The organism is Pseudomonas sp. NFACC04-2 (genome assembly GCF_900119265.1).
Classification (GTDB): domain Bacteria; phylum Pseudomonadota; class Gammaproteobacteria; order Pseudomonadales; family Pseudomonadaceae; genus Aquipseudomonas; species Aquipseudomonas fluorescens_AA.
On sequence record NZ_FPJC01000012.1, the window covers coordinates 19510 to 45617 of the forward strand.

Sequence of the window (26108 nt, forward strand, 5' to 3'; positions counted from 1 at the left end):
GTGGAACGAACGTGGGTGCTGCGTCCTGGGAAGCTCACGGTTTATTCAACGCAAGCCACGACGAGCGAGTGATCGGCATTCTAACGACAGGCCCGAAGCCGATATTTCTTCAATGCGACAACAAATTACAGAAGCACCGAGAAAGCGGTTCGAGCACATTGACAGCCCCGCAAATTCATGCCAGAGCAAAAGAAGGGAAACCGATCTATGCTGCAAATAGCGGGCCCATTATTCGCAAACCCTTCTAATCCAGCAAGCACAGCGTGTCGGCTTATTTGCCGAGACATCCGGGGGCGCCCTATGACGGAGCTTCGCGTTTCACATCGCCCCGTTGTGGCGCCTTTGGTTACACATTTCGAAACACCGGTAACGTTCGGACACCTCCTACTTCAAACGCCGATATTTATTCATCCGCCGAACCTGTGGCGAGGGAGCCTGCTCCCGCTGGGCTGCGACACAGCCCCAAACGGTCAGTCGAGCTCCAACCTGTGGCGAGGGGATTTATCCCCGCTGGGCTGCGAAGCGGCCCTAAAACCAGGCAACTTGGTGTATCAGGAAGAATGAGTTGGGGATATTGGGGCTGCTTCGCAGCCCAGCGGGGATAAATCCCCTCGCCACAAAGGCCATAGGACGCGCATAAAAAAGCCCCACCAAGCAAATGCCAGGCGGGGCTTCTTGAGGTCACAAACCGCCGTCAGGCAACGTTCATGGTCTTGTGCGTCTCGATCAAGTGCGCCACCACACCCGGGTCGGCCAGAGTGGAGATATCACCCAACCCGTCGTATTCCGCCGTGGCGATCTTGCGCAGGATGCGGCGCATGATCTTGCCGGAACGGGTCTTCGGTAGCCCTGGTGCCCACTGGATCACATCCGGCGACGCAATCGGACCGATCTCCTTGCGCACCCAGTTCTTCAGTTCCAGGCGCAGGGCCTCGCTGGTTTCTTCGCCGGCATTGAGGGTGACGTAGACATAGATGCCCTGCCCCTTGATGTCGTGTGGCACGCCCACTACCGCCGCTTCGGCGACTTTCGGGTGGGCGACCATGGCGCTCTCGATCTCGGCCGTGCCCATGCGGTGGCCGGACACGTTGAGCACGTCATCCACTCGACCGGTGATCCAGTAATAACCGTCCTCGTCGCGACGGGCGCCGTCACCGGTGAAGTACATGCCGCTAAAGGTCTTGAAGTAGGTGTCGACGAAACGATCATGATCACCGTACAGCGTACGCGCCTGGCCTGGCCACGAATCGAGGATCACCAGGTTGCCTTCGGCGGCGCCTTCGATCAGGTTGCCGAGGTTGTCCACCAGCGCTGGCACCACACCAAAGAACGGGCGAGTGGCCGAGCCTGGCTTCAACGCCGTGGCGCCTGGCAATGGGCTGATCAGCACGCCACCGGTCTCGGTCTGCCACCAGGTGTCGACGATCGGGCAACGTTCCTTGCCGACATTTTTGTAGTACCAGTCCCAGGCTTCCGGGTTGATCGGCTCGCCCACCGAACCCAACAGGCGCAGGCTGCTGCCATCGGCGCCTTCGACGGCGGCGGTGCCCGAGGCCATCATCGCGCGGATAGCGGTCGGTGCGGTGTAGAGGATGCTGACTTTGTGTTTGTCGATGACCTTGGCCACCCGGGTGATGTCCGGGTAGTTCGGCACGCCTTCGAACAGCAGCGTGGTCGCACCGTTGGCCAGCGGGCCGTAGACGATATAGCTGTGGCCGGTGACCCAACCCACGTCGGCGGTGCACCAGTAGACCTCGCCTGGCTTGTAGTCGAACACGCGCTCATGGGTCAGCGCTGCATACAGCAGGTAGCCGGCTGTGGTGTGCTGCACGCCCTTGGGCTTGCCGGTGGAACCGGAGGTGTAGAGGATGAACAGCGCTTCTTCGGCGCCCATTTCCTTCGGCGCGCAAACGGTGCCGGCCACTTTCATCAGGTCTTCGTACCAGATGTCACGGTGCTGGTTCCACTTGATGCCACCACCGGTGCGCTTGCACACGATGACTTTCTGGATGCTGCTGGTTTCCGGGTTGGTCAGCGCGTCATCGACGTTGGCCTTGAGCGGGATCTTCTTGCCGGCGCGAACGCCTTCGTCGGCGGTGATCACCACTTTGGATTTGCAATCGATGATCCGGCCGGCCAGCGCTTCAGGGGAGAAGCCGCCGAACACCACCGAGTGAATCGCACCGATCCGGGTACAGGCCAGCATCGCGACCACAGCCTCAGGGATCATCGGCATGTAGATGGTCACCACGTCGCCGCGATGCACGTCCTGGCCACGCAGGGCGTTGGCGAACTTGCAGACTTCTTCGTGCAGTTCGCGATAGGTGATGTTGCGGCTCTCGGACGGGTCATCGCCCTCCCAGATAATCGCAATTTGATCGCCGCGCTCGGCCAGGTGACGGTCGAGGCAGTTGTAGGACACGTTCAAGGTGCCGTCGGCAAACCACTTGATGTCGACATGGTGATCGTCGAAGGAGGTCTGCTTCACCGTGGTGAACGGTTTGATCCAGTCGAGGCGCTTGGCCTGCTCGCGCCAGAAGCCATCCGGGTTGACGACCGACTGCTGATACATCGCCTTGTAGGTCGCCTCGTCAGTCAACGTACTGGCCGCAACCTCGGGGCGAACGGGATACAGAGAAGCCGCACTCATCTTTCTTACCTCGGAGACATAGTTGTTTTTGTATGGTCCCGTTGTAGCCCGGGGCGGGCCTATAGAACCATTCGACGATGGTAGTAACAAGTCCCTACAAAATGTCGGTACTAACCGGCAACCCCCTGGCTGCAGGCATTTTCCTGTGTGGGAGCAAGCCCCCTGCCACAATTTGTCGTACGCCACAGATCCAATGTGGGAGCGAGCTTGCTCGCGATGACGGCGGCACACCCAACATAGATGCCACAGCCCCCCCACCACCTGTAACGATTATTACCAGATCAACCAACAGTGTTTATCAAAACCCGGTCTTTTTGCGATTAACCCCACCCTCTAAAATCCACCTCGCCAACCGGCAAACACGATTAACGCAACACAGCCCCCACGAAGGCCGTTAATCCAACTTCCAATACTTGCTCCACACGCAACCCCAAAAAGGTTGCGTGACCCCACTCGACCTCAAGAAAGGTGAATCAGATGAAAGCTTTATGGGTTCTGGTCCTCGGCAGCCTGTGCGCCACCGTGATGGCGGATGAGGCCCCGACCGATGTCGCACAGCAAAAACCGGCCATTGAGGAGTACACCTACTCCACCCACCTGGACATCGCCAAGGTCATCTCCATGAGCGACATCCCCAATGTCTGCAAAGTGGTCCCAGCCAAGATGGAATACGCCGATTCCCAGGGCCAGCGCCACATCCTGCGCTACAGCGTCATGGGGACCGGTTGCTCCAACGGCTGATCACAACTGGCAATTTCCACGGCCCGATTTCGCTCGGGCCTGGTTGTGTCTGGAGACACCAAAAACGACTCACAAACACAACATGTAGTGCAAAACTGCAAAAAACGCTGTTTTTTTGATCAAAAAATTCCACGATCCGCTTCGTGCAAAAAAAATCTTAAGCGGCCAAAGCCTTGTAAACCCTCGCTCCCACGCGGATATGCCACCCACCGCCCCTTCTGTGAGCTATTTCGCCGCACCACGTAGGCAAAAAAGTCCTTATAATGCCGCCTTAAACGGGCCTGCAATATTCCCTTACAGGGGATCACGCTTACTGGGAGCCTACGCAGAGGCCAATCGCCTCCTCGCGTTCACCGCCGCTCCGGAATGACCCGTACATTTTTCTGTTTATTGCCTGCGTCAGCTGCTGCAACAAACGATTTTTCCAAGATCCACCGCGGCCAGTAGGCCTTCATCGGGCATCTGGCCCTCACGCAGGAGACGACACGTCATGCTGAGCTGGGACGAATTCGACAAAGAAGACGGCGAAGTTGCTGTAAAAGGCGCCAACGCCGGCCATGCTTCTGAAGCCAACATGGACCGCCTCGACAGCGCCGGCGGTGCCGCCGCCCTCGAAGCCCGGGCCGTGACGGCCAGCGACTCGGCCGCGATCATTCGCGCCAAGGCCGCCCTCGACAAACTCGACGTCGCCGAAGGCCTCGCCGAACTCGAAGGCGCCTCCGCCCGTGTCGCCGTCGATGAAAAGCGCATGATCAACTGCCGCGCCGATCTCAACCAGCTCGTACCTTTCAAATATGACTGGGCCTGGCAGAAGTATCTGGACGGCTGCGCAAACCACTGGATGCCGCAAGAAGTCAACATGACCGCCGACATCGCCCTCTGGAAAAACCCGGAAGGCCTGACCGACGACGAGCGCCGCATCGTAATGCGCAACCTGGGCTTCTTCTCCACCGCCGACTCCCTGGTTGCCAACAACCTGGTCCTGGCCGTGTACCGCCTGATCACCAACCCGGAATGTCGCCAGTACATCCTGCGCCAGGCATTCGAAGAGGCGATCCACACCCACGCCTACCAGTACTGCATCGAATCGCTGGCCATGGACGAAGGTGAAATCTTCAACATGTACCACGAGATCCCATCGGTCGCGAAAAAAGCCGCCTGGGGCCTGAAATACACCCGTTCGATCTCCGATCCGAAGTTCGAAACCGGCACCCCGGAAACCGACAAAGAGCTGCTGCGCAACCTGATCGCCTACTACTGCGTCCTGGAAGGCATCTTCTTCTACTGCGGCTTCACCCAGATCCTCTCCATGGGCCGCCGCAACAAAATGACCGGCGTCGCCGAGCAGTTCCAGTACATCCTGCGCGACGAATCCATGCACCTGAACTTCGGCATCGACGTGATCAACCAGATCAAGATCGAAAACCCGCACCTGTGGGATGCCGAGATGAAGGAAGAAGCGACCCAGATGATCCTGCAGGGTACGCAGCTGGAGATCGAATACGCCCGCGACACCATGCCTCGCGGCGTGCTGGGCATGAACGCGGCGATGATGGAGGACTATCTGAAGTTCATCGCTAACCGTCGCCTGTCGCAGATTGGTCTGAAGGAAGAGTACCCAGGGACGACTAACCCGTTCCCTTGGATGAGCGAGATCATGGACTTGAAGAAAGAGAAGAACTTCTTTGAGACGCGAGTGATTGAGTATCAGACGGGTGGGGCTTTGAGCTGGGATTGATTTCGAGAGAGAAATCCTGAACTGAACCACCAGTGACTTAACTTAAAACCTCGTGAAAACGGGGTTTTTTTTGTTCTGCAGAATCAAAATCTGCGTTTAACTTCGAGGCACGCATCACTCATTCAACCGGCCCCCTGTCATCATCCTTGACCTTCGCAATGCCTCGCAGTGTAGTAACGCTACTGATCTGGAAACAGTCAGTGCAACCCACCCCGCCTCCCGCTATTAATAGCCCTCCCTCTCAAGGACCCGAGCCCCATGAAATTCGACCTCGCCTACTGCCGCAGCCTCGACGACAAGCTGTCGATCTATGACGTGCGCGATTTGAATTTCGACGAGACGGTGGCGTTCGATTCCGCGAAAGAACAGTTCCAGTGCCCCAACGATACCTGTCGGGCGGCGTTTGATGAGGAGAATCGGCTGACGACGTTCAATGCCAAGAACGTCAATTACATTCGCACGCCACATTTCAAGAACCAACCAACGACCCAGCATATCGAGGGCTGCCCTTATGTCAGTCCGAAAACGCCGGGGTTGGGTGCTCAGAGTGACGAGGCGGAAACGGATGACGATCGCGAAGAGCATTTTCCCTCGGAGCTGTTGCTGACTAGGCGTCAATACGTACGTAAACCGTCCGATCTGCCGAAGGATGTTGAAGCGACTCGTCCTACGCCCCCCTCTGTATCGTCCCACGGTGATAACACTCATTCCGCCCAAGACTCGACACCGGACAAGACCAGTGTCTTTGCCCACCCGGTGGAATGTTTCGTCTCGAATTTCGATAACAAGGATCTGCTCAAACGCATGCCGCTGAAGATTGGCGAGCACACGGCGCCCTATGGATCGTTCTTCAAGAAAATCGACTACCTGCAGGACAACAAGGGTTTGATTTACTGGGGCAGGATCAAGGAGATCAAGGATTACACGCTGAGCTTTCGCATCGATTTCGAAGCAAAAGTCTGGTTCAAACAAGCGGACGAGGCAAAGAAGAAGCCTTACTCAGTCAATGTTTACCTGAGCAAGAAGCTGATCGACAACTACCGCAAGCGCAAAGCGTTCCTGGAAGAAATCAAGCACGCCATCGACAGTGACACGCCGTTGTATTGCTTCTTTTACGGCGTAACGCCGGAGTTGAAGCAGGTGCCGAGCAAGAAAAACCCCGACCAGACGTTCGGGGTATTCAGTGCCAATATCGAGAACCTGGACCACTTCATTATTCGGGAAGCGCCGGGGTTGGCGGATCAATAACCCCCCTACCCCAGCAACATCCCCCCCATGACCAGCATCAACAACCCCACATACACCCGCGCATGCAGCCGATCCGATATCCGCCCGATCCACGGCGTTGCCAGGCTGATGCCCAACAGCGCCCCGAGCGTGAGTACAACGAAGGCCAGCAAGTCGACATAACCGACGAACCACGGCCCCAAGTCTGTTCCGGTGAAAGCGGCCAAGGCCATGTAGGTCACGGTGCCAGCCAGAGCGACAGGCAGGCTCAGCGGATTGGCCATGGACGTAGCCTGGGACATGTTCAAACCACATCGGCGCAGCAGCGGCACGGTCATGACACTTCCGCCGACACCCAGGAACGTGGCAATGATTCCGACAGCCGTACCACCCAACGTCGTCTCCATCGTCGACAGAGGTCGTGGGTCGGCATCCCTGGCGCGTGTCAGAAAACCTCGGCGCAGCAGGCAGTCCACAATGGTCAGCCCCAAGTAGGCAATGAAGGCGTAGCGGATAATCTCGCCGCTTATCCAGGTGGCAGCCGTTGCGCCGAGGGTCGCGCCCAGGGCGATGAAGCCGCCGAACGGCCACAAGTAATGAGGAAGCAGCTGACCGGCGCGGTGATGTTTTCCAGTGGCAACCAAGGCGTTGACGATCATGACGCAGGTGGAAGTGGCCACGGCGATGTGCATCGCCGACTCACCGATAACGTCACCTGCGTGGCGAGCCATCAGCAGGCGGTAGATCAACGGCACCACGACAAAACCACCGCCGAACCCAAACAGCACGGCGGTCACGCCACTCAAGCAGCCGAAACAGGCGAGCAATACGTAGAACATCCAGGGAAGTCCGTGGAATGGGGAGGCGTCCACGATAGGTAAGCGAAGGTTGGCCCGCTGTAGCAAACCGGCCAATAATGTTCGCGTTTACGCCAATCGCGAGTCACCCTTCGATGCGCAACACTTCGATCGATTTATTGGATGCCACACCCAGGGCCGTCGTCGCCATTGGCACCGATTACCCCCACGGGCATTTGCTGCCGTTGCACCATCATCGCCGGGCCCAGTTGCTCTACGGTGCCACCGGGGTGATGCAGGTCGGCACGGCAGATGGCAATTGGGTGGTGCCGCCGCAACGAGCGGTCTGGATTCCCCCGGGGGTCGACCATGAAGTGCTGATGCTGGGCGTGAGCACCCGCAGCCTGTACATCGAACCGGCGGCGGTAACGGCCATGGGCACGCGGTGCCAGGTCATCAGCGTGTCGCCCTTGATGCGCCAGTTGCTGATGGAGGCCGTGGAGCTTGCGCCGGACTACGACGAGGCTGGACGCGATGGCGCGCTGATCGATCTGCTGCTGCACGAACTGCTGCGCAGCGCCCATCTGCCGCTGCACCTTCCACTGCCCCAAGACCCACGTCTGCTCGGCCTGTGCCAGGCGTTCCTGAAACACCCCGGCACCCATGCCTCGCCCGTGCAATGGGCGGCGCAATTGCATATCAGCCTGCGCTCGTTCAATCGCCTGTTCAGCCGGCAGACCACACTGAGTTTCAGCCAGTGGCGGCAACAGGCGTGTGTCATGGCGGCGTTGGCCCGTTTGGCCGAAGGGGATTCGGTGACGCGCATAGCCCTGGATCTGGGCTACGAAAGCCCCGCTGCGTTTTCCACCATGTTCCGTCGCGTACTGGGTCACGCTCCGAGCGCCTGGCTGGAGAAGACCACCGGTCATTGATCAAAAAATGAGATTGATCAGGATTCAAAACAACTGTACAAAAACACAGTATTTTTTGAATCCCACAGCTTTGGAGCACCCCATGGCCTCTCTCGCAATCAAAACCACCCTGGAACGCATCGCTGTCTATCAATTCACCCCTGCTCACAGTGCGCAGGCCCGAGCCATGCTGGGCTGGAGTGTCGAGGAGCTGTCCCGGCAATCCGGCGTCTCGGTCCAAGCCATCCGCCGCTTCGAAGCCGGTGGCGAGTTGCTCGATGTCACCCGCTTGGCCCTGGCATTTCGCCTGGAGGCCGAGGGCCTGGTGTTCTTCCCCGGCTTCGCACCGGGGCGCGGCATGAACATCAAGGGCGCGACGCCGGACCCGATGGGGCGCTCCGATTACGCGATGATCGAATAACACCGACTGCGCAGGTGCTAGGCAATACCGGCCCGGTCCGGGTACGCCGAGGTTTCTACGTCCAGCCACCAGGCGCGGCCACGTTGCGGCTGCGCCAAGGTGAATGCTTCGCCCATTTGCGGAGTGGTGATGCACACGTTGCGTTCCCAGGCCAGGGCCAGGATGCGATCGAAAGGTTCATACCAGGCATGCATCGCCAGGTCGAACGTGCCGTTGTGGATCGGCAGCAGCCAGCGGCCCTTCAGGTCGATATGAGCCTGCAGGGTCTGCTCCGGCTGCATGTGGACATGGGGCCAATCGACGTTATAGGCGCCGGTTTCCATCAGCGTCAGGTCGAAGGGGCCGTATTGTTCGCCGATGCGTTTGAAACCCTCGAAGTAGCCGGTGTCGCCGCTGAAGAAAATCCGCGTGGCGCCATCGATCATCACCCACGAGGCCCACAAGGTACTGTTGCTGTCGAACAGGCCGCGCCCGGAAAAATGCTGGGAGGGCGTGGCGATGAATTCGATGCCGTCTACCTCGGTGCCTTGCCACCAATCCAGCTGACGCACCTTGCTGGCGTCGACGCCCCATTTGATCAGGGTGTCACCCACGCCAAGGGGGGCCAGGAAGTGACGAGTCTTGGCTGCAAGCTTGAGGATGGCCTGATGATCGAGGTGGTCGTAATGATCATGGGAAAGGATCACCGCTTCAATCGGCGGCAGCTCTTCCAAGCTGATGGGCGGCTGATGAAAACGCTTAGGGCCGACCCATTGCACGGGTGAGGCACGTTCGGAGAACACCGGGTCGGTCAGCCAGAATTTGTCTCGCAGCTTGAGCAGCACGGTGGAGTGGCCGAGACGGAAGACGCTGTGATTGGGCGCGGCCAGCAACGCGGCGCGCGTCAGCGGTTGAACCTCGATGGCGCCCGCAGGCCGGGTAGCGCGCGGCTTGTGGAAGGTCATGTTCCAAATGATGCGCAGGGTCGTGCCGAACCCTTGCCGCGGAGTGAAGGCGTGATTGCGATACTTGCCCTGTTCGTGCCGGGATAAATGTTGGGCAGACGGGCTATCGGTCGAAAAAGAGGGGATGGTCATGGTGCGATAACTCCAAGGACGTCGTCGCAATTGCGCTTCGCCGTTGTGGGACGCTGGATGGCCGTTGCATGCACGCTCAGCCGTTCGACACAGAAACTACACCACTCGGTGTAGTTTCTAGATTGCATGAATGCTGGGAGCAAGTAAACTGCTGAGTGTAAGTTCTCTCCTCTCAACCGACGAATGCCCATGACCGTACCGCAGCGCCTTACCGAGCGAAAACGCGAAGCCATTCTCCAGGCCGCGATCGCTGAATTCCGCAGCAGCGGTTTCGAGATCACCAGCATGGACAAGATCGCGGCGACTGCCGGCGTATCGAAGCGCACGGTGTATAACCATTTCCCGAGCAAGGAAGAACTGTTTGCCGAAATTCTGAATCGGTTATGGAACAGCATTACCGCAGAACAGGACATGCCCTACAGCTCGCAAACGCCGTTGCGGGAGCAGCTTCAAACGTTGCTGCAAGCCAAGCTGCACCTGCTGGCGGACGAGAATTTCCTCGACCTGGCGCGCATCGCCATCGCCGCAACGATTCACTCCCCGGAGCGGGCCCAGGACATGGTGTCGCGCATGGGCCAGCGTGAAGAAGGCCTGACGGTCTGGATTCGCCAGGCCCAGGCCGATGGTCGGTTGAAGCCCGTGGAGCCGGCATTTGCCGCCCAGCAAATGCATGGGCTGCTCAAGACGTTCGCCTTCTGGCCGCAGGTTTCGATGGGGCAACCGAGCCTGACCCAGGAGGAACAGACCCGGGTGATCGAATCGGCCCTCGACATGTTCCTGAGTCGTTACCAGGCCTGATTGGCTGGCGCATCCCGCTGGATGTGGGCTACTGCATCGATGGCTTGTGTACAACCTTCTGGTGCATTTCGGTAGTCAAGCTGTCGATACGCTCGGTCAACGCCTTGGTCATTTCCGTCAGGCGGGTGTTCTGCTCCAACAATTGGAGCAACTGCGTCGTGTTCTGCGCGGCCTGGGCCTGTCGCTCGCTGTTGGCGACGGCCAAGGCTTCGCGATGTTGCGCATCGGCTTCCGCCTGAGCCTTGTCCCGAGCGGCCTGACGGGTTTGCGCCAGCAAAATCAGCGGGGCGGCATAGGCCGACTGCAGGCTGAACGCCAGGTTCAGCAAGATGAACGGGTAAGCATCGAAGTGAAAGACCCCCATCAGGTTCAGGCTGACCCACAGCAGCACGATCAAAGTCTGCGCGCCCAGAAACATCGGCGTCCCGAAAAAACGCGCGAACGCCTCCGCCCTCAGCGCAAAGCGGTCATTGCCAAAAGTCGGCGCCAGATGAGCGTGAGGGCGATGAAAACGCAAGTGGTCAACGGCTGCGGAGGGCGTGGTTGGGGAAGACTTCGTCATCGTGATGTTCTCTGCCAGGGGCTGGTGCTCAAGGCACTATAACCGTAGGGGGACATCATCCATTGAGTCATGCACAGCCTGCACGTTAAAAGTCAGCGCCACCGCAGATTGCGCCCCAACTCATCGAACAAGGTCACTACCGAACGCAAGGCCCGGCAGTCCGGACGGGTCAAGAGCCAGAGAGCCGTGTCATATCCCAGCAATGGCTCACCGAGTGGCATCAGGCCCTGGTTTTCGTCGATCAGAAAGTCTGGCAGCGCCGCCACCCCCAAACCAGCCCGCACCAGTTCGGTGACCGAGAGCATGCTGTTGCAGCGATAGGCGGGCACTACGCCGGGGAAATGCTGACGACGCCAGGTCACGGTGGGGTGATCGGGGAGAAAATCGTCCGGCGCGATCCAGCTCATGGCGGCCAGGTCATCCACATTCGCCGAGCGCAGGTACGTGGCACCGGCACATACCCGGAACGTCACATTGCCGAGGTTGCGACCAACCAAGTGCTCCGGCGGCGTACGGGTCAGTCGCAACGCAATGTCGGCATCGCGGCGGCTGAGATTGGCGAAGTCGTTCGAGGTACTCAACTCAAGATTCAACGCTGGATAGGCAGGCATGAAACGCGCCAGCGCCGGTAGCAACAACGCTTGCAGGACCGAATCGCTGCACGTCAGGCGCACCGTCCCGCTGATGACCTCACCGCCCTGCTCCACCCCCACCCGCGCCGCCTCCAAAGCCTGCTCGGCGCGCTCGGCTTGTTCGGCCAATGCCTGGGCCAGGCTCGTGGGCAAATACCCGGAACGACTTTTCTCGAACAAGGGCTGGCCCAGGGCTGCCTCCAGCCGACGTACCGAACGAAACACCGTGGACACGTCCACCTGCAGCAGCCGAGCGGCCCGGGCCAACGAGCCGCCACGGACCAGCGCCAGGATCAGGGACAGATCGGGATAGTCCAGACGATAGTGCGTTGTTGCATTGATCACTTGGGTAAACGCCAATATTGATTGCGTGAGCGCCAATCTATAGTGGCCACCAGGAATCAACAAGCGGCGAGCCTCCCATGGAAAAACAGCACCCGTTAAGCATCGCCCTGGTCGGCGACCACGACCCACACATCACCGCCCACCGGGCGATCCCCCTTGCACTTGAGATGGCAGGCACACAAACCGGCCATGACATTCGCCTGCAATGGCTGGCAACGCCGCTCATTGCCGACAATGCTGTGCTGGAGGGTTTCGACGGTGTCTGGTGCGTGCCCGGCAGCCCCTACCAAAACGAAGCCGGCGCCTTGCAGGCCATTCGTTTTGCCCGCGAACAGCGTCGCCCTTTCCTGGGCACCTGCGGTGGTTTTCAGCATGCCGTGCTGGAATATGCCCGTCACGTGATGGGCTGGGTCGACGCCGTCCATGGTGAAACCTCTCCCGAGGCTGAACGGGCGTTGTTGACGCCGCTGAGCTGCGCCTTGGTGGAAACCATCGACAGCCTTCAGCTCGAGGCGGGCTCGCTGATTGCCGAGGCCTATGGCCGACAGGCAGCGTTCGAGGGCTACCATTGCCGCTTCGGGGTCAATCCGGCTTTTGAAAAAGACTTGCTGAGCCAGCGCCTGCACGCCGTCGCCCGGGATTCGGCCGGCGACCTGCGAGCGGTGGAGCTGCAGGACCATCCGTTCTTTGTCGCCACGCTGTTCCAGCCTGAACGAGCTGCGCTGGAGGGCCGGGTACCGCCGCTGGTCCGCGCATTTGTCGAAGCCTGCGCGAGGAAAATGACATGAGCGCCCACTCTTACGCAGTGATTTTCACCTCCCTGCGTACCGAGGGGGACCAAGGCTACGCTGAAGCCGCCGAGCGCATGCTGGCCCTTGTCCGGGAGCAGCCCGGATTTTTAGGTGTCGAATCGGCCCGTGGCGACGATGGTTTGGGGATTACTGTGTCGTATTGGAGCGATGAAGCCGCGATCCTGGCCTGGAAGCAGCATCCCGAACACCGCGCGATCCGTGAGCGAGGCCGTTCTACCTGGTATACCCATTGTCATACGAGGGTGTGCAAGGTCGAACGGGACTATGCCTTCCAACGTCAAACCTGATGCCAGGATACAAACCTGTGGGAGCGGGCTTGCTCGCGAAGACGTCGGCACATTCAACATCGCTGCAAGCTGATCCGCCGCTTTCGCCAGCAAGCCCGCTCCCACACTGAATCTCGGGTGTTCACAGATCTACCTTCACCACAAATCCCCTGTGGGAGCTGAGTCTGCTCCCACAGTGTTTCTAGATCCTGGCCTCAGCCTTCCACCAACTGCCGCACCGCCACGATTTCCGGTAGATCGCTACGGGCCATGTACACCCGTAACGGTTCGGTGAGGTTGATGCGATCGTCGATGTTCTGGTCCAGCAACAGCTGGATCCGCTCACGCTTGAGGGCCATGGTGCCATCTGCTGCGGGAGCCCAGACAAATTCGCTGGTGGGAATGATGCCGTCGTCGGCCACGTCCATGCCGAAGGCGTCTTCGCTGAAGCGTACGATGTACTGGCCGGTCTTGCGGTTCAGGCCGACAAAACCCTTGAGCTGGTCGGCGGCCTGGCAGATGAATGTCGAAGTGGTGCGCATGGTAAACCTCATGGATGCGTCCCTCGGGACGTCTGATCGATGGTTTACACGCAGGGCAAGCGAATGCTGGAGTTAAGGTTTCCCTCTGCGGGGAAACTGATGCGGTCGAGATTACCGTAGACCGGGCTGAAAAAGCACCGCAACAGAGGTATTCGTCGCCTCCTGGATTAAATGAGCTTGATGAGCCGGGCACTTTCCGGCTCATCGAATCAGTACCTCGTCACGGTCTGAATGTTGGATGAACCAGTTTCAATGACGCTTGCTCATAGGCATAGGCAAAACCCAACAACCTGGCGTCTTCCCACAGGGTACCGATAAACGATATCGACGTTGGCTCACCGTCCAGCTCCACACCGGAGGGTACGGTGATGATAGGGTAGCCTGCGATTGCCGCACTTGGCTGGGATACATTGTCGTAATCGGCCACCATGGCATCCAGCGTATGATTGCGCAATTGGGTGTCGATCATGCTTTTGAAGCTGGTCTGTATCGGCAACCATAGAGCATCCACTTCTGCCTCACTTAACGTTTGCGCATTGATTAGCTCAAGCATCTGCTGGCCATAGTTTTCTTCCACCGGATTTTGCTCGTTGAACTCAATCAATTGCTCAAGAGACGCAACGGGTAAACCGCTACGCGTATTCAAGTAAGCCGGCAGTTCGAGCTTCATCCCCGCCAGCAATACCCGAACGTAGTTGCCCAGGCCTGGCATGTTCAAAGTCACTGGAACAAGGGTCGCTCCATTGTCCTGAAGAGTTTTTACCGCTGCGCAATAGTGAGGGCTGAGGTCGTGCACCATCCCGTGACCCAAATCACATTGCGAACGCTTCATGGTCTTCATGGCGGGTAATAGCGCAGGAATATCGCGGCGTTCCTCACCTTCATCCAGGACCACGCCGATACGTTTTCCTTGCAACGCCTCGGTAGATAAAGCACTGGTGTAGTCGATGCCTTGCGGTGCATTGCCGGTAAGTGGATCGGTTGGATCAGCGTCGGCCAAGTGGTTCAAGAGCAAAGCGACATCGTAAACCGTACGGGCCAGCGGCCCCGGGGTGTCCTGCCGCCGCGTAATTGGAACGATACCCGAGCGACTCACCAGCCCAAGGCTGGGTTTGAAGCCTACCACCCCATTGATAGCGGAAGGGCAGATGATCGAGCCATTGGTCTCGGTGCCCACCGAAAGGGGAGCAAAACCCGCAGCCACACCAGCTGCCGAGCCGGAGCTGGAGCCACAGGTACCTGCGCTTAACACATGGGGGTTGAGCCCTTGGCCACCTCGGCCGCTCCACCCCCGTGGCACGCTCGAGTCCCTCATTCCTGCCCATTCGCTCATGTTGGTTTTGCCCAGGATAATGGCGCCGGCGTCACGTAGTTGCTTGATGACGAATGCGTCCTGCGCGGCCGACATCCCTACCATCGCCAGTGAGCCGGCAGAAGTCTGCATCAGGTCCGCAGTGTCGATATTGTCCTTGATCAATACCGGTATACCGTGCAGCGGACCTCGAACGTTACCGTTTGCACGCTCACGGTCACGTAACGCTGCATCTGCCAGGGCCTGAGGATTCAGTTCGAGAACAGCCTTGAGGTGAGGACCCTCCTTATCCAAAGCCTGGATCCGGTTATTCAAATAGTTCACCAGCTCCACCGAAGTCAGCCGGTTGGCAGTCAATCTCTGATTGAGTTCCGTGACACTCAAATACTCGTAGGCCTGCGTGACATCTTCAGTTGTTTTTGTCTGGGCTTGGACAGTAATTGCAATGCACGATAAAAACCCGAGCTTAGCTATCCATAACGTTCTTTTATTATTCATGTCGATCCCTATGGCATGGAGAATACAAGCAAGCTGTTTCGCTCTGCCGCGCATAGTAAGAGTCGAAAAAAACAGAAGCACTGCTAGAACCGTTAGGCGATATTGCTCGATTTTTTTAGCCAAGCCAGACAAACCAGGGAACTACGCGGCACACGCAGTTTCAGCGAGTGAATCGACGAAGAGACAAGAATTTTCTTGTAAATATTCAGAATGATCGACACCGGACCACACCCTTTTTAATACACGAAATCGCTGAGCCAGATGGTCTGCATAGCAGCCCCAGGCGAGGAAAAAATTGCCTTGCGCAGGTTTAGGTCGGTTTGGCGATAGCGCCGAACGCGATCAATTGTTAAAAGAGAAGCCTTTGAAATCACGAAAGGATCTCGAGCATGCCTGTCACCTTCACCCATCGCGCCTTACTGTTGAGCCTGCTGCTCGGTTTCGGCCCGGCACATGCCAACGACGCGCCAAGCCCAAAGGCCTTGGCAACCCAGCTGGGCATTCCTCATCCAGCGGTCATCGCCCATCGCGGTGCCTCGTTCGACGCGCCGGAATCCACCGCCGCCGCCTACAAGCTGGCCCGCGACCTGGGCGCCGACTACCTGGAACTGGACCTGCAACGCAGCAAGGACGGGGTATTGTTCGTCCTGCATGATGACAGCCTGCTGCGCACCACGGATGTCGCCACCAAGTTTCCAGAACGCAAGGACAGCACCGCCAACGCGTTCACCATGGCGGAACTCAAAACCCTCGATGCCGGCAGTTGGTTCAACACCGCCTACCCGGATCGCGCCCGCCCTTCGTTCGCCGGCCTGAAAATCCTCACCCTCGATGAAGTGATCGACATTGCCGAGGGCAACCCACAGCACAAACCGGGGTTGTATATCGAAACCAAGGAGCCGAAGTTGTTTCCCGGCATCGAACGTGACCTCAAGGACAAGTTGCAGGACCGTGGCTGGTTGAGCCCCTCCGGCTCCAAGCTCGCAAAAAGCGCCATAGGGGTCGGCCAGGGCAAGGGCAAAGTGGTCTTGCAGACCTTTGAAAAAAGCAGTCTCGAACTGCTGCACAAAGAGATGCCGAAGGTGCCGAAGATCCTGCTGCTGTGGGTGGGCGAAGGCAACATCGAACCCAAGTCCAAGGTGACCTTTGCCGAGTCCGGCGAAACGGACAAGGCCGTCTATTACGCCAAGCAGGAACCCAAGGACAAGGCCGAGTTCGAGCAGTGGGTCCGGTATGCCAAGGCTCACGGGGCCATCGGCACCGGTCCTTCGGCGGCGTTGACCCATGGCGGCAGCCAGAGTTACTCGGACTTGGTGCAGCCGTGGATGAACCAGTACACCCATGCCCAGGGTTTGCTGGTGCATGTCTACACCGTGGATGAGCCGGTGGACTTCAAGAAAGTGATGGATGCTGGCGTCGATGGCATTTTCACCAATCGGGCCAGTGAGTTGCTCAAGTACTTCAAGCGTCCCGATACAGGCAGCGTGGCGCAGTTGCTGGAGAAGAACGGTTACTGATCCGAACACGCCCATGGATCAGCGGCGTTAGTCCCATGGGCTTTATCCTGTTTTTACAAATTTTTCCGAATTAAGGGTGAATTAAGTTGCCAGAGATAATCTGAACCCACTTAAACGACTCACCCTTTAATGACACCAAGGAAAGACATATGAAAACTTTGACTGCCCTGTTCACCGCTGCCGCCCTGACCCTCACCGCTGGCCTGGCCCAGGCTGACGTTCGAATCGACCAGGTTCCGCAACTGGTCAAGGAAGGCAAGATCAAATCCCTGGAATCGATGAACGAAGAAGCCCTGAAGTTGCACCCAGGTGCCACCATCACCGACACCGACTTGGATAACCACTTCAACGGTTATGAGTATGAAGTGGAACTGAAAACCGCCGATGGCAAAGAGTTTGACGTTGACTTCGACGCTACAACCGGCAAAGTCCTGAGCAACAAGCAAGACACTTGATCCAACGTAAAAAAGAGCCGCGCAACTTTCGAGTTGCGCGGCTTTTTGTTTGGCGTATGTGAAAACCCGCTACCGAATTCCACAGGTCCAACACCGCTACCCACCTGTCACAAAACCATCAAGAAAGCTTGCGATGATGTCACTCAAGTGAACCTGTAGTCGTAACAGGCACTTCCCGCCAGCGAGACTTCATGAACCACAGCATCGATCAAAGCCACCGCGACCCGGACCTGTTCGGCCTGCTCTACGGCTTTCGTTTCCGCCCCGGCGAACGTGGCCGGGAGATCGATTCGGCCCAGGCCCTGCGAAGCCTGCAACAACCGCAAGACCCGGATGAGTTTCTCTGGCTGCACCTGAACCTGGCTCACGCAGCGTGCGAGCGCTGGATGAAGAGTCACCTGGCCCTGCCCGAGGAATTCTTCGAAGCCCTGCACGAAGGTTCACGCTCGACCCGTATCGAACATGTGGACTCGGCATTGCTGGCCGTGGTCAACGACGTGGTGTTCAACCTCAGCAACCTGGTGTCCTCGGATGTCTCCACGTTGTGGGTCTGCGTGCACAGTCGGTTGATCATCAGCGCGCGCCTGCAACCTTTGCATTCGGTCGACAAGCTGCGCTCATCGGTCAAGGCCGGCGAATGCTTTCGCTCACCACTGGAACTGCTCGTGCATCTGCTGCGCGACCAAGGCGAAGTGCTGACCCAGATCGTGCGCAAGACCAGCCTCAGCGTCGACCAGATCGAAGACCAATTGCTCTCTTCGCGACTGTCTACCAACCGCTCCGAATTGGGCGCCCAACGTCGCGTGCTGGTGCGTCTGCAACGCCTGCTGGCCCTGGAGCCAGGCTCGTTGCTGCGCTTGCTCAACCGTCCACCGCAATGGTTGCAGAAGGAGGACGTCAAGGAGCTGCGCAAGTCCACCGAGGAGTTTGCCCTGATCATCAACGACCTCACCGCCCTGGGCGAGCGGATCAAGCTGCTGCAGGAAGAGATCGCTGCCAACCTCAACGAACAAAGCAACCGTACGCTGTTCACCCTGACAGTGGTCACGGTTTTGGCGCTGCCCATCAACATCATTGCCGGTTTCTTCGGCATGAACGTCGGCGGCGTGCCGCTGGCCGGTGATCCCGAGGGCTTCTGGATCCTGGTGGCGCTGGTAGCGACCTTTACCGTGATTGCAGGCCGATGGGCGTTTCGCAAGCGACGCGACTATTGAGCATGACCTGTCCAGACAACCCCTTTTGTCGGCACATCAGGATTTAAAAGTCTTTTTGTCATTTCTCCTGGGGTATCCTGCCCACGCTTTGTAAAAGCGCGGATCTACCAGATCTATCCACAGACTTTGCGAGGAGCGCGATATGCACGAGATCCCTAATCTCCCCTTCCCAAGCCTGCACGACACTGAGCAGACGACCACGCTACAAGCCGGGGGGCAACCTGATGCCCAGCAACCCGAGCCCAAGGAAGCCACTGAACGCCGCCAGGCCGACAGCGAAGACTGATTGACCCGCACCACCAGACCGTGTGGAAAGCGCTAAGATGCGTTTTCCACACTGCCTGAACCCGAGTGCCCCCATGACCGATGACACCCCTCCCTTCAGCGAAACCCAGGCCAGCGTCCTGATCGGCACCGCCGAGAGAATGGTCGAGATCTGGACCCGCCTTCCCGCCGAGAAACAAGCGGCCCTGCTGGCCCGTTTCGGCAGCGAAGAAAACGCCATCGCCGCGCTGGTCACCACACGCCTGGTCAGCGGACAGCACGACAGCTGAACCACCACTGGGCAAATAGTTTTACTTTTCCCCGCCCGGACGCCACGCTCGCCGTTATCATAAGCAGCCTATCTATCCTGCTGCTCCGTGGACCTCTTTCCCATGTCAGATTCCCAGCGCCCCCTGGCGGTCACGCTGCAAGTCGTTTCCATCGTCCTGTTCACCTTCATCGGCTACCTGAATATCGGCATTCCCCTGGCCGTGCTGCCCGGTTTCGTCCATGGCGAACTGGGTTTCGGCGCGGTGATCGCCGGGCTGGTGATCAGCGTGCAGTACCTGGCCACCCTGCTCAGTCGCCCTTACGCAGGGCGAATCATCGACAACCTGGGGAGCAAGCGCGCGGTGATGTTCGGCCTCGCCGGCTGTGGGCTGAGCGGTGTGTTCATGCTCGTGTCGGCCTGGACGCCCCACCTGCCGACACTGAGCCTGATCAGCCTGTTGATCGGTCGACTGGTGCTGGGCAGTGCCGAAAGCCTGGTGGGTTCGGGTTCGATTGGCTGGGGCATTGGCCGGGTCGGTGCAACGAATACCGCCAAGGTGATTTCCTGGAACGGTATCGCCAGTTACGGCGCGCTGGCGATCGGTGCGCCGCTGGGGGTATGGCTGGTCAATGCGTTGGGGCTGTGGAGCATGGGCGTCAGCATCATCTTGCTGGGGTTGCTGGGGCTGGCATTGGCTTGGCGCAAAACCGCGGCGCCCATCGTCGCTGGCGAACGCCTGCCGTTCATGCATGTGTTGGGACGTGTGCTGCCACACGGCTGCGGCCTGGCCCTGGGTTCCATCGGATTTGGCACTATCGCGACCTTCATCACCCTGTACTACGCCACGCAGCACTGGGACAACGCCGTACTGTGCCTGAGCCTGTTCGGCGCCAGCTTCATCGGCGCGCGCCTGCTGTTCGGCAACCTGATCAACCGTCTGGGCGGCTTTCGCGTAGCGATTGCTTGTCTGTCGGTGGAGACCCTCGGCCTGTTGCTGTTGTGGCTCGCACCGGATGCCCACTGGGCCCTGGCGGGCGCGGCGTTGAGCGGTTTCGGCTTTTCCCTGGTGTTTCCGGCACTGGGCGTGGAGGCGGTCAACCTGGTACCGGCCTCCAGCCGTGGGGCGGCGGTGGGCGCCTATTCGCTGTTCATTGATTTGTCGTTGGGGATCACCGGGCCACTGGCCGGTGCGATTGCCGCCGGCTTCGGCTTTGCTTCGATCTTTCTGTTCGCCGCCCTGGCGGCCCTGGGCGGGTTGGCACTGAGTGTCTACCTGTACCGGCAGGCGCCCCGGTACCGTGAAGCGCGGGAGAAGGACTAGAAATCCACTTTGCCGCGCCCGGCCTTGATCGAGCCGCGCTTGGTCTTGGATTCCAGGCGACGCTTTTTCGAACCCAGGGTCGGCTTGGTCGGGCGACGCTTCTTTTCGACCTTGGTGGCGCTGAGGATCAGTTCGGACAAGCGCTCCAGCGCGTCGGCACGGTTCTGTTCCTGGGTGCGGTATTGCTGGGCCTTGATGATCAGCACACCGTCACTGGTGATGCGACTGTCGCGCAGGGCCAGCAACCGCTCCTTGTAGAACTCGGGCAGCGACGAGGCCGGAATGTCGAAGCGCAAATGCACGGCGCTGGAGACCTTGTTGACGTTCTGCCCCCCAGCCCCCTGGGCGCGGATGGCCGTCAGCTCGATCTCGGCGTCCGGGATGTGCACGGTGTTGGAAATCGCCAGCATGGGAAAGGGTCCGCTATCAGGCCCCACAGAATACCCCGAATGCCCCCGACAACGCCTAACCCTGTGGGAGCGAGCTTGCTCACGATTGCAGTGTGTCAGTCACCCTTGATATTGCTGACCCACCCCCATCGCGAGCAAGCTCGCTCCCACAGGGTTTCGTGCTTACTTGGCAGCCGCCACAGCCAATTCCTGGCGGGCACTGCGCTTGTTCTTGATGAGGTAGCACACCCACATGAACACCACCCACACCGGAATCGCATACACCGAGATCTGGATGCCGGGAATGAGCAACATCACGCCCAGGATGAACACCACGAACGCCAGGCAGATGTAGTTGCCGTACGGATACCACAGCGCCTTGAACAGTGGCGTCTGGCGGGTCTGGTTCATGTGCTGGCGGAACTTGAAGTGCGAGTAGCTAATCATCGCCCAATTGATCACCAGGGTCGCGACCACCAGCGACATCAGCAACTCCAACGCATGCTGCGGGACCAGATAGTTCAACAGTACCGCCACCAGCGTGACCGCCGCCGACGCGAGGATCGAACGTACCGGCACGCCGCGCTTGTCGATCTTGGACAAGGCCTTGGGCGCATCGCCCTGCTCGGCCATGCCCAGCAACATGCGGCTGTTGCAGTAGGTGCCGCTGTTGTACACCGACAGCGCGGCGGTCAGCACCACGAAATTGAGGATATGGGCGGCGGTGTTGCTACCCAGCATCGAGAATACCTGCACGAAGGGGCTGCCGCTGTAGGCATCGCCGGAAGCGTTAAGGGTGGCCAGCAGGCTGTCCCAAGGCGTCAGGGACAACAGCACCACGAGCGCGCCGATGTAGAAAATCAGAATCCGGTAGATCACCTGGTTGATGGCCTTGGGGATCACGGTTTTCGGTTTATCGGCCTCAGCGGCGGTGAAACCGAGCATTTCCAGGCCACCGAAGGAGAACATGATGATCGCCATGGCCATCACCAGGCCGCTCACGCCGTTGGGGAAGAACCCACCATGGGACCACAGGTTGGTCACCGATGCCTGCGGGCCACCATGACCGCTGACCAGCAAATAGCTGCCCAAGGCAATCATGCCGACAATCGCCACGACCTTGATGATCGCGAACCAGAACTCGGCCTCGCCGAAGACTTTGACATTGGCCAGGTTGATCGCATTGATCAGGATGAAAAACGCCGCCGCCGACACCCAGGTGGGGATGTCCGGAGCCCAGTAATGGATGTACTTGCCGACCGCGGTCAGCTCGGACATGCCCACCAGGATGTAGAGAATCCAGCAGTTCCAACCCGACAGGAAGCCGGCGAAACCGCCCCAGTACTTGTGGGCGAAGTGGCTGAAGGACCCGGCGACGGGCTCCTCGACGATCATTTCGCCCAATTGGCGCATGATCATGAAGGCGATGAAGCCACAGATGGCGTAGCCGAGGATCATCGACGGGCCGGCTGATTTCAGCACCCCTGCCGAGCCGAGGAACAGGCCGGTGCCGATCGCGCCACCGAGGGCGATCAGTTGAATGTGGCGATTTTTCAGGCCGCGTTTCAGCTCGCCCGAATGCGAGTTTTGTCCACTCATGAAAAGGGTCTCACGCAAGGTTTGATGATGTTCGTTAGACGTTGCCGCTCGAATCGGATCTCAAGCAGCGCCGATCAAACCCCAGCGCAGGCACCAGGACTTCAGCGTTTTTACAACGGTCATGCGTCACCTGTTTGTTTTTATCTGTGACGAAATCGAACCCGGCACGCTTGTGGCGTGGCGGAGTGAACAAGGTGGATAACCTTGAAAGTGCGTGGGTACGCGAAGGGTCACAGTAAAACGCGGCGCATTGTACACCGCTGACCCCCCGCTGCCAGACACCACCGGATCAGCGTGTCGTTTGCCGGGATTGCATGGGGCCGCCTCGAATGTGCCGGGCGGCTGCAAAAAAGTGTCCAGGCCCTTGCGAGCCCCTGAAGGGTGTAGCGCGAAAAACGCTACGACGGGAGAAATGCACTTGAGCTGCGGCGTTCATTGCGCCTCCTTCTTGTTATTCACCTGCACGACAGGCATGGGGCGCATCTCACCCTGCCCATCGATTCGAAACAAGCGGGCCAGAGACTTGAAAAACCCTGCAGGGCGGGGCTTACGGAAGTTTTCTCTTACGTTTGGGGGAAACGACGTTTCAGGCCATCTGGGCCGGCCTTTTTCGTCAGCATTTCTTTACAACCCGTAACGCAACCTTTCCGCGTAGGAAATTTCCGTAGACTGACTGCAAATTGACGGTAGGTAGCTACCTATTTAAAAAAAACATCCAGGCAGCTGTTTTTGAATGAGTAATGCTGCCGATGAAAATGGAAAAAAAAGTTCAAACGAAAAAAATAAATTATTTTTTTGCAATCCAAAAAACCCTCGACTAGGTTTTCAGCGACTTGCCAAGGCATCGTGCCGACAAGTTCTGCGGTGCCGTCGCCGGCCTGTTTCCACTCGCCGAATCGGTCCGCTGATTTCCGTAAAAGTCATCTAGGAGATTCACTATGCAAGCACTGGACAAAGACTTGGAAACCGAACTGCAACTGGACGAATGGTTTGAAGCCCCAACCCATGAAGCCGCCGTTGAAATGATGCAAGCCGACGCTGTCGTTCCGTTCGGCACGGCGATGTGGCCTCTGTAGGCACTGCCCGGCGGAGGCGATCCGGCCGGTCGACTCCGCCACTTTTTGCCGGCTGTCAGGGAAGTTAAATGAACTTGTCAGGGAAGAATAAGCATGGACACACAACGAGCCATCTCACATTTCCTTTACTACCTCGAACACCATCCCGCCCTGGCCGGCATTCAGCCCGCCAAGGTGTTGCTCGGTCATACCGCTGACTACGAAGCGCTGACCGGCGCCATTGCCGAACAGGCGGATAGCGGCTCGCCCTTCCGGTTCAGTGCCATGCGCCTGGACCTCGAATCCACGGAGCGCCTGTCCAAGGCCATTGCCGACAGCGATCTGTATATTTTTTTCTACGACTCTTCCACCCTGCCCAACCCACGTCCCGACGGCCCGGACTTTGTCCGTGCGCTGCAAGGCGTGATGGCCGACAACTGGAAGAAATCGCTGCTGTTCAAGGACTACGGCGATTATTTCTACGACACCTTCAGCGTGATTCCCCAGCGTATCGCCGGGCTCAACAGTCACCTGATCCGGCGCATGTCCCAGGCGACGACCCTGAGTTTCCAGGATGACCACGGTTCATATTTCGACACAGCCCTGGGGGGCGTGAAGAAGTGGACCGACATCAACGGCCTCGGCAACTACGACCTGGCCCCCGGCGAAATCGCCACCCACAGCGACACCATCAATGGCCGGGTGAGTTTCGTCGGCACATTCCTGAGCACCATCCCGTTCGCACGTAAATACGGCGTGTTGCAATCGCCGCTGGAACTGTGGATCGAAGACTCCACCATCCAGAAAATCGCCACCGATGTGCCTGGCCTGGAGCACGACTTCAACAAATATCTGGACGCCAATCCGTCCAATCGCCGCATCGAAGAACTGGGGATCGGCACCAACGAAGGGGTCAAGAGCCTGTACGCCCGCAATGCCGGTTTCGAGGAGCGCCACTGCGGCTTGCACCTGGGTCTGGGTGGCGGGGCCAAGGGCAGCCATCACCTGGATCTGATTTTCGAGAAGGGTATGCTGGCGCTGGATAATGAGCCGATATTTGATGGGCGGTTTGTGCTTTAGGTTGGGATTTCTGCAAGGCTGATGCCGCATCGCGAGCAAGCTCGCTCCCACGGTGGGACGGCGTTGAATGCAAATCTTCCATTCGCTGAGGACCCTGTGGGAGCGAGCTTGCTCGCGATGGCGGACCCACCGGCACCGCACCAATTAAAGCCAGGCAAAAAAAAGCCAACTCGAAAGTTGGCTTTTTTCATAGGCGGCTGCCGATCACTCCGGCTTACGACGCCCGAACCCCGGACGCTGTCCCGAACCTGCCGGTGCACCACGGCGCTTGCCCGATGGCGCGTCGCGGTCGGCCAGGACGATACCCGGGCGCTTTTTCGGCGCCGGCTTGGCCGGACGCTTGGTGTCGGCCGGGCGATCGGCGACTGGCGTACCGCGACCCGCCGGAGCACCGCGACCTTCACCGCGCTCGGTCCGACCATTGGCCGGACGCGGCGTGCGTGGGCCACGCTCACCGTCCTGACGAGGCGCAGGCTTGCGGGCCGGGCGCTCACCTTCGATCTGCGGCTCGCGGGAAGGACGCGGACCGGTCGCCACACCGTCAGCAGCCGGACGCAGCGTACGCACGCGCTCGGTCTTGCCCATCGGCCGCGAAGACTTACGCTGCATCCGCTCCAGCTTGTCCTTGCTCTTGGCGGTCATCTGCGGCATCGCCACAGGCTTGAGGCCGACTTCGGCCGCCAGGATGTCGACTTCGTACTGGCTCATTTCGCGCCAGCGGCCCATCGGCAGGTCGGAGTTGAGGAACACCGGGCCGAAACGCACGCGCTTGAGGCGGCTGACCACCAGCCCCTGGGATTCCCACAAACGCCGCACTTCACGGTTACGGCCTTCCATCACCACGCAGTGGTACCAATGGTTGAAGCCTTCACCGCCGGGCGCCTGCTTGATGTCGGTGAAACGCGCCGGGCCGTCTTCCAGCACAACGCCGGCCTTGAGGCGCTCGATCATCTCGTCATCGACTTCGCCACGCACACGCACGGCGTATTCGCGGTCCATCTCGTAGGACGGGTGCATCAAACGGTTGGCCAGCTCGCCGTCGGTGGTGAACATCAGCAAACCGGTGGTGTTGATGTCCAGGCGACCGATGTTGATCCAGCGGCCTTCTTTCGGACGCGGCATCTTGTCGAACACGGTCGGACGGCCTTCCGGGTCGTCGCGGGTGCAGATCTCGCCGTCGGGTTTGTTGTACATGATCACGCGGCGCACCGTTTCGGCGGCCTCTTCGCGCTTGATCACCTTGCCATCGATGGTAATGGCGTCGTGCATGTCGACACGCAGGCCCAAGGTGGCGTCTTTGCCATTGACCTTGATCCGGCCCTGGGTGATCCAGGCTTCCACATCACGGCGCGAACCGACGCCGATCCGGGCGAGGACTTTTTGCAGCTTCTCGCCTGCTGGGCCGATTTCCTGGCTGTCGTTCTGGTCTTGGTCTTTCATTCTGGGCACCTCCCGGTGTGGTCGGGTCAGGCCTGGCCTGACGCTTTGAAAACGGGTCTTGGACGAAGGGATCGCCAAAGGGTCGCGAATCATACGCCTGATAAGGCGATTGCGCATCAGAGACTAGCTGATCAATCCAGGCTCAGCGCTTTTTCCGCCGACCGGTGGCGCAATG

The 26108-nt window shown here is 59.1% G+C and carries 26 protein-coding genes; 16 read left to right on the forward strand and 10 right to left on the reverse strand.

All coding sequences use genetic code 11. The features are described 5' to 3' along the window. Positions 1-694: 694 nt before the first annotated feature. Positions 695-2650, reverse strand: a complete 1956-nt coding sequence (gene acs, locus BT125_RS16910) for an acetate--CoA ligase (RefSeq protein WP_072408614.1) — start codon at positions 2648-2650, stop codon at positions 695-697. Positions 2651-3127: 477 nt separating this feature from the next. On the opposite strand from acs, the gene BT125_RS16915 reads away from it, so the two are divergent. The 3 genes from BT125_RS16915 (at position 3128) to BT125_RS16925 (ending at position 6377) form a co-directional block, all read left to right on the forward strand. Then, positions 3128-3391 (forward strand): DUF2790 domain-containing protein, encoded by a 264-nt coding sequence (locus tag BT125_RS16915; protein ID WP_072408615.1) that lies wholly within the window; start codon positions 3128-3130, stop codon positions 3389-3391. A gap of 490 nt (positions 3392-3881) precedes the next feature. Next, positions 3882-5129 (forward strand): ribonucleotide-diphosphate reductase subunit beta, encoded by a 1248-nt coding sequence (locus BT125_RS16920; protein ID WP_024776511.1) that lies wholly within the window; start codon positions 3882-3884, stop codon positions 5127-5129. Between the two features lie 258 nt (positions 5130-5387). Further along, on the forward strand, positions 5388-6377 hold the full coding sequence (locus BT125_RS16925; RefSeq protein ID WP_072408616.1) for a hypothetical protein: 990 nt from the start codon (positions 5388-5390) through the stop codon (positions 6375-6377). Between the two features lie 5 nt (positions 6378-6382). Here the strand turns inward: BT125_RS16925 and BT125_RS16930 are convergent, their stop codons facing one another. After that, positions 6383-7195: a sulfite exporter TauE/SafE family protein gene (locus BT125_RS16930; protein WP_072408617.1), complete on the reverse strand. Its 813-nt coding sequence runs from the start codon at positions 7193-7195 to the stop codon at positions 6383-6385. Positions 7196-7308: 113 nt separating this feature from the next. On the opposite strand from BT125_RS16930, the gene BT125_RS16935 reads away from it, so the two are divergent. Beyond that, on the forward strand, positions 7309-8085 hold the full coding sequence (locus BT125_RS16935; RefSeq protein ID WP_072408618.1) for an AraC family transcriptional regulator: 777 nt from the start codon (positions 7309-7311) through the stop codon (positions 8083-8085). Between the two features lie 82 nt (positions 8086-8167). After that, positions 8168-8485: a helix-turn-helix domain-containing protein gene (locus BT125_RS16940; protein ID WP_003204826.1), complete on the forward strand. Its 318-nt coding sequence runs from the start codon at positions 8168-8170 to the stop codon at positions 8483-8485. 17 nt (positions 8486-8502) lie between these two features. On the opposite strand, the gene BT125_RS16945 is transcribed toward BT125_RS16940, so the two are convergent. Further along, complete coding sequence (locus BT125_RS16945) at positions 8503-9561, reverse strand: MBL fold metallo-hydrolase (RefSeq protein ID WP_072408619.1); 1059 nt, start codon at positions 9559-9561, stop codon at positions 8503-8505. Positions 9562-9750: 189 nt separating this feature from the next. Here BT125_RS16945 and BT125_RS16950 point away from each other — a divergent pair, with 189 nt between their 5' ends. Further along, on the forward strand, positions 9751-10359 hold the full coding sequence (locus tag BT125_RS16950; RefSeq protein WP_072408621.1) for a TetR/AcrR family transcriptional regulator: 609 nt from the start codon (positions 9751-9753) through the stop codon (positions 10357-10359). Between the two features lie 28 nt (positions 10360-10387). Here BT125_RS16950 and BT125_RS16955 read toward each other — a convergent pair whose 3' ends face one another. Then, positions 10388-10921 (reverse strand): DUF1003 domain-containing protein, encoded by a 534-nt coding sequence (locus BT125_RS16955; protein WP_072408624.1) that lies wholly within the window; start codon positions 10919-10921, stop codon positions 10388-10390. Positions 10922-11013: 92 nt separating this feature from the next. Continuing rightward, the gene (locus tag BT125_RS16960) at positions 11014-11961 is read right to left on the reverse strand and encodes a LysR family transcriptional regulator (protein WP_072408626.1); all 948 of its coding nucleotides are present in this window, start codon (positions 11959-11961) and stop codon (positions 11014-11016) included. A 14-nt stretch (positions 11962-11975) separates the two neighbouring features. Between BT125_RS16960 and BT125_RS16965 the strand changes: the two genes are divergently transcribed. Both BT125_RS16965 and BT125_RS16970 read left to right on the forward strand, forming a co-directional pair. Continuing rightward, entirely contained in the window at positions 11976-12686 is a 711-nt protein-coding gene (locus BT125_RS16965; protein WP_072408628.1) for a CTP synthase C-terminal region-related (seleno)protein, read from the forward strand. Further along, on the forward strand, positions 12683-12997 hold the full coding sequence (locus BT125_RS16970) for an antibiotic biosynthesis monooxygenase family protein (protein WP_072408629.1): 315 nt from the start codon (positions 12683-12685) through the stop codon (positions 12995-12997). Before BT125_RS16965 ends, BT125_RS16970 begins: the two co-directional genes overlap by 4 nt. A gap of 194 nt (positions 12998-13191) precedes the next feature. On the opposite strand, the gene BT125_RS16975 is transcribed toward BT125_RS16970, so the two are convergent. Both BT125_RS16975 and BT125_RS16980 read right to left on the reverse strand, forming a co-directional pair. Continuing rightward, positions 13192-13518 (reverse strand): DUF2025 family protein, encoded by a 327-nt coding sequence (locus tag BT125_RS16975; RefSeq protein WP_072408630.1) that lies wholly within the window; start codon positions 13516-13518, stop codon positions 13192-13194. Positions 13519-13738: 220 nt separating this feature from the next. Next, entirely contained in the window at positions 13739-15328 is a 1590-nt protein-coding gene (locus tag BT125_RS16980) for an amidase family protein (RefSeq protein WP_072408861.1), read from the reverse strand. A gap of 389 nt (positions 15329-15717) precedes the next feature. On the opposite strand from BT125_RS16980, the gene BT125_RS16985 reads away from it, so the two are divergent. The 6 genes from BT125_RS16985 to BT125_RS17005 all read left to right on the forward strand — a co-directional run bounded on the left by BT125_RS16985 (position 15718) and on the right by BT125_RS17005 (position 20370). Further along, positions 15718-16845, forward strand: a complete 1128-nt coding sequence (locus tag BT125_RS16985) for a glycerophosphodiester phosphodiesterase (protein WP_072408631.1) — start codon at positions 15718-15720, stop codon at positions 16843-16845. Positions 16846-16994: 149 nt separating this feature from the next. Beyond that, positions 16995-17300 (forward strand): PepSY domain-containing protein, encoded by a 306-nt coding sequence (locus BT125_RS16990; protein WP_072408632.1) that lies wholly within the window; start codon positions 16995-16997, stop codon positions 17298-17300. Positions 17301-17491: 191 nt separating this feature from the next. Continuing rightward, entirely contained in the window at positions 17492-18514 is a 1023-nt protein-coding gene (locus tag BT125_RS16995; RefSeq protein WP_072408633.1) for a transporter, read from the forward strand. A gap of 142 nt (positions 18515-18656) precedes the next feature. After that, the gene (locus BT125_RS29445; RefSeq protein WP_162893862.1) at positions 18657-18800 is read left to right on the forward strand and encodes a hypothetical protein; all 144 of its coding nucleotides are present in this window, start codon (positions 18657-18659) and stop codon (positions 18798-18800) included. Positions 18801-18837: 37 nt separating this feature from the next. Beyond that, a complete protein-coding gene (locus BT125_RS17000) occupies positions 18838-19068 on the forward strand; it encodes a hypothetical protein (RefSeq protein WP_072408634.1) in 231 nt (76 codons plus the stop codon). Positions 19069-19170: 102 nt separating this feature from the next. Continuing rightward, on the forward strand, positions 19171-20370 hold the full coding sequence (locus tag BT125_RS17005; protein WP_072408635.1) for an MFS transporter: 1200 nt from the start codon (positions 19171-19173) through the stop codon (positions 20368-20370). Here the strand turns inward: BT125_RS17005 and arfB are convergent. Together arfB and BT125_RS17015 are read right to left on the reverse strand one after the other, a co-directional pair. Beyond that, positions 20367-20780, reverse strand: coding sequence for an alternative ribosome rescue aminoacyl-tRNA hydrolase ArfB (arfB, locus tag BT125_RS17010; protein ID WP_060740976.1), 414 nt, complete (start codon positions 20778-20780; stop codon positions 20367-20369). The genes BT125_RS17005 and arfB overlap by 4 nt on opposite strands. A gap of 162 nt (positions 20781-20942) precedes the next feature. After that, positions 20943-22358: an amino acid permease gene (locus BT125_RS17015; protein WP_072408637.1), complete on the reverse strand. Its 1416-nt coding sequence runs from the start codon at positions 22356-22358 to the stop codon at positions 20943-20945. 938 nt (positions 22359-23296) lie between these two features. Between BT125_RS17015 and BT125_RS29450 the strand changes: the two genes are divergently transcribed. Then, the gene (locus BT125_RS29450) at positions 23297-23434 is read left to right on the forward strand and encodes a hypothetical protein (RefSeq protein ID WP_003178782.1); all 138 of its coding nucleotides are present in this window, start codon (positions 23297-23299) and stop codon (positions 23432-23434) included. 93 nt (positions 23435-23527) lie between these two features. Next, positions 23528-24493 carry a M29 family metallopeptidase gene (locus BT125_RS17020; protein ID WP_072408638.1) on the forward strand — a complete coding sequence of 322 codons (966 nt, stop codon included), beginning with the start codon at positions 23528-23530 and terminating at the stop codon, positions 24491-24493. Positions 24494-24697: 204 nt separating this feature from the next. Here BT125_RS17020 and rluB read toward each other — a convergent pair whose 3' ends face one another. Further along, a complete protein-coding gene (rluB, locus tag BT125_RS17025; protein WP_072408639.1) occupies positions 24698-25933 on the reverse strand; it encodes a 23S rRNA pseudouridine(2605) synthase RluB in 1236 nt (411 codons plus the stop codon). Positions 25934-26108: the final 175 nt, after the last annotated feature.

Excerpts from the sequence above, each read along its gene's own strand:
- BT125_RS16970 (WP_072408629.1), top strand. The coding sequence starts at position 12,683 with ATGAGCGCCCACTCTTACGCAGTGATTTTCACCTCCCTGCGTACCGAG.
- acs (WP_072408614.1), bottom strand. The coding sequence starts at position 2,650 with ATGAGTGCGGCTTCTCTGTATCCCGTTCGCCCCGAGGTTGCGGCCAGT.
- BT125_RS16940 (WP_003204826.1), top strand. The coding sequence starts at position 8,168 with ATGGCCTCTCTCGCAATCAAAACCACCCTGGAACGCATCGCTGTCTAT.
- BT125_RS16985 (WP_072408631.1), top strand. The coding sequence starts at position 15,718 with ATGCCTGTCACCTTCACCCATCGCGCCTTACTGTTGAGCCTGCTGCTC.
- arfB (WP_060740976.1), bottom strand. The coding sequence starts at position 20,780 with ATGCTGGCGATTTCCAACACCGTGCACATCCCGGACGCCGAGATCGAG.
- BT125_RS16975 (WP_072408630.1), bottom strand. The coding sequence starts at position 13,518 with ATGCGCACCACTTCGACATTCATCTGCCAGGCCGCCGACCAGCTCAAG.
- BT125_RS16920 (WP_024776511.1), top strand. The coding sequence starts at position 3,882 with ATGCTGAGCTGGGACGAATTCGACAAAGAAGACGGCGAAGTTGCTGTA.
- BT125_RS16950 (WP_072408621.1), top strand. The coding sequence starts at position 9,751 with ATGACCGTACCGCAGCGCCTTACCGAGCGAAAACGCGAAGCCATTCTC.
- BT125_RS16925 (WP_072408616.1), top strand. The coding sequence starts at position 5,388 with ATGAAATTCGACCTCGCCTACTGCCGCAGCCTCGACGACAAGCTGTCG.
- BT125_RS16990 (WP_072408632.1), top strand. The coding sequence starts at position 16,995 with ATGAAAACTTTGACTGCCCTGTTCACCGCTGCCGCCCTGACCCTCACC.
- BT125_RS16955 (WP_072408624.1), bottom strand. The coding sequence starts at position 10,921 with ATGACGAAGTCTTCCCCAACCACGCCCTCCGCAGCCGTTGACCACTTG.
- rluB (WP_072408639.1), bottom strand. The coding sequence starts at position 25,933 with ATGAAAGACCAAGACCAGAACGACAGCCAGGAAATCGGCCCAGCAGGC.
- BT125_RS16915 (WP_072408615.1), top strand. The coding sequence starts at position 3,128 with ATGAAAGCTTTATGGGTTCTGGTCCTCGGCAGCCTGTGCGCCACCGTG.
- BT125_RS17005 (WP_072408635.1), top strand. The coding sequence starts at position 19,171 with ATGTCAGATTCCCAGCGCCCCCTGGCGGTCACGCTGCAAGTCGTTTCC.
- BT125_RS16930 (WP_072408617.1), bottom strand. The coding sequence starts at position 7,195 with ATGTTCTACGTATTGCTCGCCTGTTTCGGCTGCTTGAGTGGCGTGACC.
- BT125_RS29445 (WP_162893862.1), top strand. The coding sequence starts at position 18,657 with ATGCACGAGATCCCTAATCTCCCCTTCCCAAGCCTGCACGACACTGAG.
- BT125_RS16965 (WP_072408628.1), top strand. The coding sequence starts at position 11,976 with ATGGAAAAACAGCACCCGTTAAGCATCGCCCTGGTCGGCGACCACGAC.
- BT125_RS29450 (WP_003178782.1), top strand. The coding sequence starts at position 23,297 with ATGCAAGCACTGGACAAAGACTTGGAAACCGAACTGCAACTGGACGAA.
- BT125_RS17015 (WP_072408637.1), bottom strand. The coding sequence starts at position 22,358 with ATGAGTGGACAAAACTCGCATTCGGGCGAGCTGAAACGCGGCCTGAAA.
- BT125_RS16935 (WP_072408618.1), top strand. The coding sequence starts at position 7,309 with ATGCGCAACACTTCGATCGATTTATTGGATGCCACACCCAGGGCCGTC.
- BT125_RS17020 (WP_072408638.1), top strand. The coding sequence starts at position 23,528 with ATGGACACACAACGAGCCATCTCACATTTCCTTTACTACCTCGAACAC.
- BT125_RS16945 (WP_072408619.1), bottom strand. The coding sequence starts at position 9,561 with ATGACCATCCCCTCTTTTTCGACCGATAGCCCGTCTGCCCAACATTTA.
- BT125_RS16980 (WP_072408861.1), bottom strand. The coding sequence starts at position 15,328 with ATGAATAATAAAAGAACGTTATGGATAGCTAAGCTCGGGTTTTTATCG.
- BT125_RS16995 (WP_072408633.1), top strand. The coding sequence starts at position 17,492 with ATGAACCACAGCATCGATCAAAGCCACCGCGACCCGGACCTGTTCGGC.
- BT125_RS17000 (WP_072408634.1), top strand. The coding sequence starts at position 18,838 with ATGCGTTTTCCACACTGCCTGAACCCGAGTGCCCCCATGACCGATGAC.